Annotated in this window: 13 protein-coding genes; 1 reads left to right on the top strand and 12 read right to left on the bottom strand. The window is 67.5% G+C overall.

Translation table 11 applies throughout. The features are described from left to right. From WAL33_RS19500 to WAL33_RS19450, 11 genes are all read right to left on the bottom strand, one after another. On the bottom strand, window positions 1-885 hold an 885-nt coding region (locus WAL33_RS19500), incomplete at its 3' end, for a hemolysin family protein (protein WP_422183422.1). Window positions 886-897: 12 nt separating this feature from the next. After that, complete coding sequence (gene ybeY, locus WAL33_RS19495; protein ID WP_422183424.1) at window positions 898-1,356, bottom strand: rRNA maturation RNase YbeY; 459 nt, start codon at window positions 1,354-1,356, stop codon at window positions 898-900. Between the two features lie 18 nt (window positions 1,357-1,374). Next, complete coding sequence (locus WAL33_RS19490) at window positions 1,375-2,319, bottom strand: PhoH family protein (protein WP_422183420.1); 945 nt, start codon at window positions 2,317-2,319, stop codon at window positions 1,375-1,377. Beyond that, window positions 2,316-3,668 (bottom strand): tRNA (N6-isopentenyl adenosine(37)-C2)-methylthiotransferase MiaB, encoded by a 1,353-nt coding sequence (miaB, locus tag WAL33_RS19485; RefSeq protein WP_422183419.1) that lies wholly within the window; start codon window positions 3,666-3,668, stop codon window positions 2,316-2,318. The genes WAL33_RS19490 and miaB overlap by 4 nt, the downstream gene beginning before the upstream one ends. A gap of 176 nt (window positions 3,669-3,844) precedes the next feature. Beyond that, window positions 3,845-4,252 (bottom strand): Fur family transcriptional regulator, encoded by a 408-nt coding sequence (locus tag WAL33_RS19480; RefSeq protein ID WP_422183417.1) that lies wholly within the window; start codon window positions 4,250-4,252, stop codon window positions 3,845-3,847. 74 nt (window positions 4,253-4,326) lie between these two features. Continuing rightward, the gene (gene rimI, locus WAL33_RS19475; RefSeq protein ID WP_422183415.1) at window positions 4,327-4,779 is read right to left on the bottom strand and encodes a ribosomal protein S18-alanine N-acetyltransferase; all 453 of its coding nucleotides are present in this window, start codon (window positions 4,777-4,779) and stop codon (window positions 4,327-4,329) included. Further along, on the bottom strand, window positions 4,776-5,417 hold the full coding sequence (gene tsaB / locus WAL33_RS19470) for a tRNA (adenosine(37)-N6)-threonylcarbamoyltransferase complex dimerization subunit type 1 TsaB (protein WP_422183413.1): 642 nt from the start codon (window positions 5,415-5,417) through the stop codon (window positions 4,776-4,778). Before tsaB ends, rimI begins: the two co-directional genes overlap by 4 nt. Next, window positions 5,414-6,055: a DUF1131 domain-containing protein gene (locus WAL33_RS19465; RefSeq protein ID WP_422183412.1), complete on the bottom strand. Its 642-nt coding sequence runs from the start codon at window positions 6,053-6,055 to the stop codon at window positions 5,414-5,416. The genes tsaB and WAL33_RS19465 overlap by 4 nt, the downstream gene beginning before the upstream one ends. Before the next feature lie 4 nt (window positions 6,056-6,059). Further along, entirely contained in the window at window positions 6,060-6,710 is a 651-nt protein-coding gene (locus tag WAL33_RS19460) for a DUF1131 family protein (RefSeq protein WP_422183411.1), read from the bottom strand. 164 nt (window positions 6,711-6,874) lie between these two features. Further along, window positions 6,875-7,462 carry a malonic semialdehyde reductase gene (locus WAL33_RS19455; protein WP_422183410.1) on the bottom strand — a complete coding sequence of 196 codons (588 nt, stop codon included), beginning with the start codon at window positions 7,460-7,462 and terminating at the stop codon, window positions 6,875-6,877. A gap of 120 nt (window positions 7,463-7,582) precedes the next feature. Next, complete coding sequence (locus WAL33_RS19450; RefSeq protein WP_422183409.1) at window positions 7,583-8,152, bottom strand: NifU family protein; 570 nt, start codon at window positions 8,150-8,152, stop codon at window positions 7,583-7,585. Window positions 8,153-8,270: 118 nt separating this feature from the next. Between WAL33_RS19450 and WAL33_RS19445 the strand changes: the two genes are divergently transcribed. Further along, on the top strand, window positions 8,271-9,539 hold the full coding sequence (locus WAL33_RS19445; RefSeq protein WP_422183407.1) for a cytochrome P450: 1,269 nt from the start codon (window positions 8,271-8,273) through the stop codon (window positions 9,537-9,539). Window positions 9,540-9,922: 383 nt separating this feature from the next. Here the strand turns inward: WAL33_RS19445 and trpS are convergent, their stop codons facing one another. Beyond that, window positions 9,923-10,957, bottom strand: a complete 1,035-nt coding sequence (gene trpS, locus WAL33_RS19440; protein ID WP_422183406.1) for a tryptophan--tRNA ligase — start codon at window positions 10,955-10,957, stop codon at window positions 9,923-9,925. Window positions 10,958-11,173: the final 216 nt, after the last annotated feature.

The raw sequence follows: 11,173 nt of genomic DNA, 5'->3' as shown, positions 1-11,173 counted from the left end.
CTCCACGACGGCCGCCGGACGCACGCGCACACGCCGCACGCGACGCGGATCGGCCTCGACGACCTCCAGGTCGAAGCCGGCGGGATGGGCGATCACCTCGCCCCGCTGCGGCACGCGGCCGGCCAGGGCCACGACCAGACCGGCGACGGTGTCGATATCCTCTTCCATGTCCGGCGGCGCCAGGTCGCGGTCGAGGGCGGCCTCCAGGTCTTCCAGCGGCGCGCGGGCGTCGACCTCGAACAGGCCGCCGGGACGGGCGACGATGTTGGAGACCTGGGCGTCGTCATGCTCGTCGTCGATCTCGCCGACCACCGCCTCGATCAGGTCCTCCATGGTCACCAGACCGTCGGTGCCGCCGAACTCGTCGATGACCAGGGCCATATGGATGCGGCTGGTGCGCATGCGCAGCAGCAGATCGGCGGCCCGCATCGAGGCCGGCACGTACAGCGCCTCGCGCCGCAGCCGGTGCAGGACCTGGTCGCTCGGCGCCGGGCGCTTGCCGTCGCTGGCCAGCAGGCGGAACACGTCCTTGACGTGGACCACGCCCACCGGGTCGTCCAGGGTCTCGCGATAGATCGGCATCCGCGAATGCTCGGCCTCGGTGAACTGGGCCACCACCGCCTCGAACGGCGCGCCCGCCTCGACGGCCACGATGTCGGCGCGGGGGGTCATCACGTCAGCCACCCGCAGGCTCTGGAAGGCCTCGGCCTGGTCGACCATGTCGACCTCGTGCACCAGGGTGGAGTCGGCCGGGCGCGTGGCCTCGGACAGACCCGGCGCGCCCCGGCCGGCCAGGTCTTTGCGCATCTTGCGGAAGAACGCCCGCACGCCTCGGCTCAAGCGAGCCGAACCGACGGGCGGGGAACTCTGGTCGTCGCTGGGCATGCCCTGGCTTGGTTATCCCTCTGGGAACGGCGGTTCGGCATAGGGGTCCGGAATGTCCAAGCCCGCGAGAATCTCGCGCTCGAACGTCTCCATGGCCTCGGCCTCGACGTCGTCCTGATGGTCGTATCCTAAGAGATGAAGCACCCCGTGCGCCACCAGATGTTGCAAATGATGCGCAAGCGGCTTGCCCTGCTCAATCGCTTCGCGCCGGCAGACCCCGAACGCCAGGGCGATGTCGCCGATCTGACCTTCGGGATTGGGGGGCGAGGGAAAGGACAGGACATTGGTCGCATAGTCCTTCTGGCGGAAGTCGCGGTTCAGCGTCTGGACGCTGTCGTCGTCGGCCAGCAGGATGACGATGCCGTTGCCCTCGATGTCCTCGTGGGCGTCCAGCACCGCCTGGGCGGCGCGCCAGACCAGGGCCTCGATCTCGGGCTCGGCCTTGGTCCAGGCCTCGTCCTCGATCTCGATGTCGACGGTGATGGTCATTCAGCGCGTCGTCGTCTGCAGGGCGTCGGCGTCGTAGGCCTTGACGATGCGCTCGACCAGCGGGTGGCGCACCACGTCGGCCGAGGTGAAGCGCGACACCGCCACGCCCTCGACCCCTTCCAGGATCGACACCGCGTGGGCCAGGCCGGAATCGCGGGGGTTCAGCAGGTCGACCTGGGTCGGGTCGCCGGTCACCACCATCCGCGCGCCCTCGCCCAGACGGGTCAGCACCATCTTCATCTGCAGGCGCGAGCAGTTCTGGGCCTCATCGACGATGACGAAGGCATGGGCCAGGGTGCGGCCGCGCATGAAGGCGATCGGGGCGACCTCGATCTCCAGCTTCTCGCGGCGACGGCGCAGCTGATCGGCGCCCATGATGTCGGTCAGGGCCTCCCAGACCGGCGCCATGTAGGGATCGACCTTTTCGTTCAGGTCGCCCGGAAGAAAGCCCAGCTTCTCGCCGGCCTCGACGGCGGGACGGGTGACGATCAGGCGATCGACCTCGCCGCGCAGCAGCATGCCCGCTCCTTGGGCCACGGCCAGGAAGGTCTTGCCGGTGCCGGCCGGACCCAGGCCGAAGCACAGAGGATGGCTGGCCATGGCTTCCATGTAGCGGGCCTGGCCCTTGGTCTTGGGCGAGACCGAGCCCTTGCGCACGGCCCGCGGCGAGGCCTGGCCGGCGGCGCTGTGGGCCTCGCCCACGGCCACCCGCACGTCGGCCTCGACCACCTCGTCATCGGCGTCGGCGCGATGGGCCAGGGCCTGGATCGCCCGCTTGGCGCTGGAGCGCGCCTTGACGTCGCCGGTGATCGTCACCCCGCCGCCGGGGGTCTCGATGAGCACCTTGAAGGCGTCCTCGATCAGGGCGGCGTGACGGCCGTTCGGGCCGGAAACGGCGCGGACGGCGGTGTCGGACAGGGGCAGGAACTCAGGCGTACGGCTCAAGCGGACTCCAGGATGGATTGGTTTTCGAGCACGCCGCCCAGGCTCATCTTGGCCGACGACTCGATGCGGACGGGAACGATCTGGCCCAGCAGGCTGTCGGGGCCCACCGCGTGCACCGCCTGTAGATAGGGGCTGCGGCCGACGATTTGACCGGGGTTGCGACCTTTTTTCTCGAACAGCACCGGCATGACCTTGCCGACCTGCAAGGCGTTGAAGGCCTTCTGCTGCTCGTCGAGCAGGGCGTTGAGCCGATCCAGACGCTCGGCCTTGACCACCTCGTCCACCTGGCCGGGCATGGCCGAGGCCGGCGTGCCGGGGCGGCGCGAATATTTGAACGAGAAGGCCGAAGCGAAGCCGACCTCGCGGACCAGCTCCAGGGTCTTCTCGAAATCGCCGTCGCGCTCGCCCGGGAAGCCGACGATGAAATCGCCGCTCATGGCGATGTCGGGCCGGGCGGCGCGGATCTTCTCGATCAGGCGGACGTAGCTCTCGGCCGTGTGGTCGCGGTTCATGGCCTTGAGGATCTTGTCCGATCCGGCCTGCACCGGCAGGTGCAGATAGGGCATCAGCTCGGGCAGCTCGCCGTGCGCTTCGATCAGATCGTCACCCATGTCGCGCGGGTGGCTGGTGGTGTAGCGGATGCGGTCCAGGCCGGGGATCTTGGCCAGGCGCCGCACCAGCTTGGCCAGGGTGTAGCCGCCGCCGTCATAGGCGTTGACGTTCTGGCCCAGCAGGGTGACCTCGCGCACGCCCTGGTCGGCCAGGCGCTTGGCCTCGTCCTCGATCGATTCCGGCGGCCGCGACCACTCTCCGCCCCGGGTGTAGGGCACCACGCAGAAGGTGCAGAACTTGTCGCAACCCTCCTGCACGGTCAGGAAGGCGCTGACGCCGTTGACCTGGCGCTCGGCCGGCAGGGCGTCGAACTTCTCGTCGGCGGCGAAGTCGGCGCTCAGGCGCTCGCCGGTGGCCCGGTGGGCGCGGGCGATCAGCTCGGGCAGCTGGTGATAGGCCTGGGGCCCGACCACCAGATCGACCGCCGGCTGGCGATGCATGATCTCCTTGCCCTCGGCCTGGGCCACGCAGCCGGCCACGGCGATGGTCATCTTGCCGCCGGCCAGCGCCTTGCGGGTCTTCATCTGCTTGATGTAGCCGAGCTCGGAATAGACCTTCTCGGTGGCCTTCTCGCGGATGTGGCAGGTGTTGAGCACCACCAGATCAGCCCCTTCAGGCTCGTCGACGATCCCATAGCCCAGCGGCCGCAGGACATCGGCCATGCGTTCGCTGTCATAGACGTTCATCTGACAGCCGTAGGTCTTGATATAGAGGCGCTTTTGCGGGGTCTCGCTCATGCGGGGCGTTATGAGCGCGAGGGCGTTAACGCGCAAGGCCGTGGAGGTCACACCCTTGCCCCCTTCGGGCCTGCGGCCCTCCTTCCCCCATAGGGGGAAGAGGCCGCGTTTCCGCCCTCCGCCCCCTATGGGGGCGGACAGACCGCGAAGCGGTCAGGTGGGGGCAAGTGGGAGGATCACTCCTCCAGCGGAACCCCATAGAGCTCCAGCCGGTGGTCCACCAGCTTGTAGCCCAGCTTGCGCGCGATGGCGTTCTGCAGGGCCTCGATCTCCTCGTCCACGAACTCGACGACCTTGCCGGTCTTCATGTCGATCAGGTGGTCGTGATGGTGGTCGGGGGTCTCTTCGTAGCGCGAGCGGCCGTCGCGGAAGTCGTGGCGCTCGATGATGCCGCTCTCCTCGAACAGGCGAACCGTCCGATAGACCGTGGCGATCGAGATGTGCGGGTCCACGGCGTGGGCGCGGCGGTGCAGCTCCTCGACGTCCGGATGGTCGGTGGCCGACGACAACACCCGCGCGATGACCCGACGCTGGTCGGTCATGCGCATGCCCTTTTCGATGCAGAGCTTTTCGAGGCGATCCACGGCGGCGTCTCCGGAAAGATGAACCCAAACGACATTCGCGGGCGAGATTCGCGGCCAAGATAGGGGCTTGAACGCTAGCTGTTAAGCGCCCGACGCATCACCACCGCGTCCTTGGCCCCATCGGGATGGGGATAATAGCCTTTTCTCAGGCCGACGCGGTCGAAACCGGTGGCTTCGTAGAGCTTGATCGCCGCCAGATTGTCGGCCGCGACCTCCAGGAACATCTCCAAGGCGCCCGCTTGCTTGGCGACGCCGGCCGCCATCTCGACCAGGGCCGCGCCCCAGCCGCGACGGCGGGCGGCGGGGGCGACGGCGACGGTGAGAATCTCGGCCTCCCCGGCGACGGCGCGGCACAGGATGAATCCCTTGGCCTCGTCCGGGTCACCCGCCTCGCCCAGCACGGCGAAGGCGCCTGGGCCTTTCAGCAGGGTCTCGAAGTCCTCGGCCGACCAGGGCCGATCGAAGGCCTGGTCGTGCAGATCGGCCAGGGTGAAGCAGGCTTCCAGCCCGACAGGACGCAGGATCATGCCGCCGGCGCCACGGCATAGGGCGCGCGCAGATACAGCGGCCGGGGCGATTGGCTCGGAGCCGGCTTGGCGGCGGCCTGGCGGGCGACGGCGACGGGATCGGCATAGGCCGGGGTCAGCACGGTCGCCCGCGGCACGGCGTCGGCGATCAGCGGCGCGCCCGAACCGACCAGGGTGGCCGGACCGCCCGAATAGAGCTCGGCCAGGCGCGCGGCGGCGACCTCGACCTCCAGGGCGTCGGGATCCATCAGCGGCTTTCCGCCGTCGAAGACCTGCAGATAGACCTGGCCCATCTTGGCGTCGAGCACCCCGGCGACTAGGCCGGTCGCTTCCACTGAAGCGGCCAGGGCTTCCAGGGTGTTGATCCCGACGCAGGGGATCGACAGGGCCGTGGCCAGGCCCTTGGCGAACGACAGCCCCACCCGCAGGCCGGTGAACGAGCCGGGGCCGACGGTGACGGCGATGCGGGTCAGGTCGGCGAACTTCACCCCGGCCTCGGCCGCGACCTCGCGGGCCAGGACGGCGATGCGCTCCTGATGGCCGCGGGTCATCGGCTCGCTGCGGGCGGCGCGAACGATGTCGCCGTCCAGGATCGCGACCGAGCTGGCGGCCAGGCAGGTGTCGATAGACAGGATCATTGGGTCGGCGCGCCTCCACGCCAGAGGAATTCACGCAGGACCGCCTTGTCCCGCAGCACGGTCTCGGGCGGCATCTCGTCCCGCGTCCAGCCGGGCACGGCGAACACGTAGCGCAGCACCGGTTCGCCGGGCTGGGTGCAGATCACCGCGTGGACGTCGCGGTCCTTGCCCATCCAGCAGCGCGGATAGTCCATGTCGGCGTCGGTCCATTTCATCATCAGGGTCTCGCCGCGCGGCCCCTTCGGCGTTCCGCCGCTGATCCGGATGTCGCCGACCGTGGTCGAGCCTGGATTGCCCTGGATCTCGAGCACGCCGCCGCCCTGCTCGACGGTGATGATCGGCGTCGGCTGGCCCGCGCCCTGGTGCAGGAAGGCGGTCTTGACCACCGCCTTGGGGAACCTGGGCTGGATGGCGGTGAGCGAAAACTCGGTCTGGGCCATGAGCGGGCCGACCGAAAATTCGTCCAGGGCCAGCAGTCCGCCCGCGTACGGCGTGAAGCGGTCGACGCCGCCGGACGCGTCCTGCCGCGTCACCACGGCGGGCGCTGGGGCGGCGGTCTTGGCGCCTTGCGGCTTGTCGGCCGGGCCGCAGGCGGCCAGGGCCAGCAGCGACGCGGCGAGGATCAGGCGTCGGACCATCGGATCAGGCCGCGCCGACGGCCGCCTGCTCGGCCGGCCGCCAGACGAATTCGTTGAGCTGGCCCTTGGCCTTCAGGGTCTCGACCGGCGGCAGGCCGCCCTTGGTCCAGCCCGGCACGCCGAACACATAGGACACCGTCGGCGCCTCGGGGCGCACGCAGATCGTCTGGTTGACGGTGCGGCCCTCGCCGGCCCGGCACTGGGCGATGTCGAAGCCGAGATCGGCCCACTTTGCCAGCAGGGCTTCGCCCTTGGGACCTTGCACAGGCCCGCCGGCCAGACGAATCTCGCCGATGCCGCCCTCGGCGTCCTTGCCGATCTCCAACAGCGGGACGTTGTCCTGCTCGACGGTCAGGATCGGGCCGGGCGGACCCTCGCCGACGTGGATGAAGGCGCTCTTGACCACCGCCTTGGGGAACAGGGCCTTGATCGTCGCCTCGTCGAAGGCCGTCTCGCCGGTGATCGGGCCCACGCCGTCGGCGCGGACATGCAGCGGTCCGCCGACATAGGGCGTGACCGCGATGGCGACCGGTCCGGATTTGGGGATCTCCGAGCCCGAGGCGGCCGGCGGCGCGGCGGCGCCGTCTTGCTTGGCGGGGCCGCAGGCGGCGAGCAGCAGCAACGGGACGGCGATCAGGGCGAGGCGCTGGGTCATGGGGCGCCTTTTAGCACCGGGTCGCCGACATGTGCATCAGGTGCACAAAATTCCTGTCATCCCGGACGAGCGCGGAGCGCGAAGATCCGGGACCGCCCCGGAACGCGGCGCTCAGGCGTCGGTCCCGGATAGCGGCTGCGTCGCTTCCGGGATGACACGTTATTTTAGACGATCTTCGCGGCTTCCTCGAAGTCCAGGCGGGGATTGCGGGGGAACAGGTTCTCTTCGGTGCCGTAGCCGATCGAGACGATGAAGTTGGACTTGATATTGGTCCCGGCGAAGAATTCCTTGTCGACGGCGGCGTTATCGAAGCCGGACATCGGACCGACGTCCAGCCCCAGGGCGCGGGCGGCCAGGATGAAGTAACCGCCCTGCAGCGAGCTGTTGCGCAGCGCGCCCCATTCCTTGGCCACGGGGTCGCCGAACCAGTTCTTGGCCCCCGGCGCGTTGGGGAACAGCTTGTCCAGGGTCTGCGGGAAGTCCAGGTCGTAGCCGACGATCACCGTCACCGGCGCCTTGAGGATCTTGGCCCCGTTCGAGCCCGACGACACGGCCGCCAGCTTGGCCTTGGCCGCGTCGCTCTGCACGAAGACGAAGCGGGCCGGGGTGCTGTTGGCGGCGGTCGGGCCGAACTTCACCAGGTCGTACAGCTCGCGCAGCACCGGCTCGGGGATGGACTGGTCGCTCCAGCCGTTGCGGGTGCGGGCCGTCGTGAACAGTTGGTCGAGAGCCGTGTCGGCGAGCTTGGCCATAAGCGATCCTTCTAAGCGATATAATCGCAACCTATACAGTTACGATAAGGGCGCTCAAAGGTGCTGACAAGGCGCCTGGGGCGCATTCCCTTGTCCCCGCGCGCACGCCGGAGACGCGCCCTAGAGTGTCTGCTCGACCCGGGTCACTTCTGGCACATAGTGCTTGAGCATGTTCTCGACGCCCGCCTTCAGCGTGGCCGACGAGGACGGGCAGCCCGAGCAGGCGCCGCGCATGTGCAGCCACACCACGCCGGTGGCCGGCTCGAACTTGGAGAACACGATGTCGCCGCCGTCCTGGGCCACGGCCGGGCGGATGCGGGTGTCGAGCAGGTCCTTGATCTCGGCGACGATCTGCGAGGTTTCCTCGTCATAGACGCCGTCGTTGTCGTGACCGCTCTCCGCGGCGTCCAGCAGCAGGGGCCGGCCGCTGGTGAAGTGGTCCATGATGGCGGCCAGGATCGGCGCCTTCAGGTGCGGCCATTCCGCGCCCTCGGCCTTGGTCACGGTCAGGAAGTCGGGACCGAAGAACACGCGATTGACGTCGCCCAGGCGGAACAGGGCTTCGGCCAGCGGCGAGGAGTCGCCCTCCTCCGCCGTCTTGAACTCCCGCGCGCCCTCGCCCAGCACTTCGCGGCCGGGCAGGAACTTCAGGACCTCGGGATTGGGCGTGGTTTCGGTCTGGATGAACATGCCGGAGAGATGGACCCGGCGGTCCCTTCGCGCAAGACTGTCCCGGCCCAACAAAGAAAGTGACACAGGCGTCATTTTCTGGCGTGATACGAAAAACACCGGTCCGTGGGAGGCTTTGATGAGCGACGGCTCTATCGATTTTGGCGACGACGCGCGCGCCAAGGCTTGGTCCATTCCGCTGGAAGACTACCACGTCGCCGATCCGGCCCTGTTCCAGGCCGACGCCATGTGGCCCTATTTCGAGCGCCTGCGGAAGGAAGACCCGGTCCACTGGTCCAAGGGCAACGAGGAGACCGGACCCTACTGGTCGGTCACCAAGTACAACGACATCATGGCGGTCGACACCAACCACCAGGTGTTCTCCAGCGACGCGCATCTGGGCGGCATCACCATCCGCGACTTCGACGAGGACTTCGTCCTGCCGATGTTCATCGCCATGGACCCGCCCAAGCACGACATCCAGCGCAAGACCGTCAGTCCGATCGTCTCGCCGCAGAACCTGGCCCGCCTGGAGGGGATCATCCGCGAACGGGTCTGCACGATCCTGGACGACCTGCCGATCGGCGAGCCCTTCGACTGGGTCGACAGGGTCTCGATCGAGCTGACCACCCAGATGCTGGCCACCCTGTTCGACTTTCCCTGGGAGGAGCGCCGCAAGCTGACCCGCTGGTCGGACGTGGCCACCGCCTCGCCCGAAAGCGGCATCGTCGAGAGCGAGGAGGCCCGCCGCGCCGAGTTGCTGGAATGCCTGGCCTATTTCACCAACCTGTGGAACGAGCGGGTCAACGCCACCGAGCCCGGCGACGACCTGATCTCGATGCTGGCTCATGGCGAGGCCACGCGCGACATGCCGCCCATGGAGTATCTGGGCAATGTCATCCTGCTGATCGTCGGCGGCAACGACACCACGCGCAACTCCCTGACCGGCGGCCTCTACGCGCTCTCCAATAATCCGGAGCAGGAGGCCAAGCTGCGCGCCGACCCCGAGCTGATCCCGTCGATGGTCTCGGAGATCATCCGCTGGCAGACCCCCCTGGCCCACATGCGCCGCACGGCCCTGGCCGACATCGAGCTGAGCGGTAAGCAGATCCACAAGGGCGACAAGGTCGTGATGTGGTACGTGTCGGGCAACCGCGACGACACGGTGATCGAGAATCCCGACGCCTTCATCATCGACCGCGAGAACCCCCGCCGCCACCTGTCCTTCGGCTTCGGCATCCACCGCTGTGTCGGCAACCGCCTGGCCGAGATGCAGCTGAGGATCGTCTGGGAGGAGATCCTCAAGCGCTTCCCGAAGATCGAGGTCCTGGGCGAACCCAAGCGGGTCTATTCCAGCTTCGTGAAGGGCTATGAAAGCCTGCCGGTGCGGATTCCGAGCCGCCTTTGACGATGATGATGCGAACGCCGTTCGCATGCCTAAGCTTAATCACAAAGGTTGACGCGATTCTGAGCAGAGTCTACGCGTTGGTCATTGGTGCTTTTGGCAACAAATTCGTTGTTGAAACCAACAAATGGTGAAGGGGCCACACCAAAGGTGTGACCCCTCCGGGTGCCCCCAACAGGGCTGCGGACCGAAACAACCTTTCGGTTAAGACGGCCCAGATGCAGGCGACGATCGCGAGTCGTCGCCTGACACTTTGGTTAAAGCTGCTTCGCCGCCAGAGTCCAGCACCTAAGAGTCTGAATCGACTCGAATATTGTGGACCCGTCAAACGCCGGTATCGAGAGCTTTGACGAGCGGCGAATCTGCTACCGCCCGTCACTTGAACGCTACGCCCCCCAGAACCCGACCAGCTTCTTCACCTCGGCCACGGTCGGCGCGGCGACCTCGCTGGCCCGCTCGGCACCGGCCCTGAGGATACGGTCGATCTCGGCGGGATCGGCCAAGTACCGGATCAGCTCCTTGCGAACAGGCCCAATGCCCATAACGAGGGCGTGTTCGAGCTGCGGCTTGAAGACGCCGAAACCCTTTCCCCCGAACTCGGCGAGTACCTCCGCCTTGGATTGATTTGTAAGCGCCCCAAAGATGCCAACGAGATTGTCGGCCTCTGGTCGAGCGGCCAAATCCTCCAAGGTTTCAGGCAACGGCAATGGGTCGGTTCTCGCCTTTCGAACCTTAGCTGAGATGGTATCTGTATCGTCGGTCAGGTTGATGCGGCTGTAGTCCGACGGGTCGGACTTGCTCATCTTGGCCGAACCGTCGCGCAAGGACATGATCCGCGCCCCAGGCCCCTGGATCAGCGGCTCGGGCTGCGGGAAGAAGGCGGGCGTTCCGTAGTCGTGGTTGAACTTGCCGGCGATATCGCGGGTCAGCTCCAGGTGCTGCTTCTGGTCCTCGCCCACCGGCACGTGGGTGGCCTTGTAGACCAGGATGTCGGCGGCCTGCAGCACCGGATAGGTGTAGAGGCCCACGCTCGAGCGCTCCTTGTGCTTGCCGCTCTTCTCCTTGAACTGGGTCATGCGGTCCAGCCACCCCAGCCGGGCCACGCACTGGAAGATCCAGGCCAGCTCGGAATGCTCGCGCACCGCCGACTGCGGGAAGATCGTGGCCTTGGCCGGGTCCAGGCCCGCGGCCAGATAGGCCGCGGTGATCTCGCGGGTCTGCTGGGCCAGGGCGGCCGGGTCCTGCCAGACGGTGATGGCGTGCAGGTCGGCAACGAAGATGAAGGTGTCCATCTCGTGCTGCAGCCGGGCGAACTTCACCAGGGCGCCCAGATAGTTGCCCAAGTGCAGGGCGCCGGACGGCTGGACGCCGGAGAGCACGCGGGTCGGGCCCGCATAGGGGACGGGGGTATGGTCGGTCATGGCTTCAGCCTTGGATGTCGAAAGCGGTATGGCGGACGCGCGCCCAAAGCGAGCAAGGGAGCGCGAGCCGCGCCGAAAGCGCGGCGGAACGGATCAGAAGAAGCTGCGCCATCGCGGCGCGGAAGAACCGATCGAAGCCATGGCTGTTCGTTACCGGGCGCGGCGTTGAAGGGCAAGACCCGAGCCGGGGACATGCCCTTGCGGCGTGTCCCCAAT

This window comes from Caulobacter sp. (assembly GCF_049283275.1).
Lineage (GTDB): Bacteria > Pseudomonadota > Alphaproteobacteria > Caulobacterales > Caulobacteraceae > Caulobacter.
The sequence above is the reverse complement of the archived record's forward strand: the minus strand, read 5'-3'. Positions and strand labels throughout refer to the sequence as shown.

Coding starts and splice junctions, on each gene's coding strand:
- miaB (WP_422183419.1), bottom strand. CDS start 3,668: ATGAGCGAGACCCCGCAAAAGCGCCTCTATATCAAGACCTACGGCTGT.
- rimI (WP_422183415.1), bottom strand. CDS start 4,779: ATGATCCTGCGTCCTGTCGGGCTGGAAGCCTGCTTCACCCTGGCCGAT.
- tsaB (WP_422183413.1), bottom strand. CDS start 5,417: ATGATCCTGTCTATCGACACCTGCCTGGCCGCCAGCTCGGTCGCGATC.
- WAL33_RS19465 (WP_422183412.1), bottom strand. CDS start 6,055: ATGGTCCGACGCCTGATCCTCGCCGCGTCGCTGCTGGCCCTGGCCGCC.
- WAL33_RS19460 (WP_422183411.1), bottom strand. CDS start 6,710: ATGACCCAGCGCCTCGCCCTGATCGCCGTCCCGTTGCTGCTGCTCGCC.
- WAL33_RS19455 (WP_422183410.1), bottom strand. CDS start 7,462: ATGGCCAAGCTCGCCGACACGGCTCTCGACCAACTGTTCACGACGGCC.
- WAL33_RS19450 (WP_422183409.1), bottom strand. CDS start 8,152: ATGTTCATCCAGACCGAAACCACGCCCAATCCCGAGGTCCTGAAGTTC.
- WAL33_RS19445 (WP_422183407.1), top strand. CDS start 8,271: ATGAGCGACGGCTCTATCGATTTTGGCGACGACGCGCGCGCCAAGGCT.
- trpS (WP_422183406.1), bottom strand. CDS start 10,957: ATGACCGACCATACCCCCGTCCCCTATGCGGGCCCGACCCGCGTGCTC.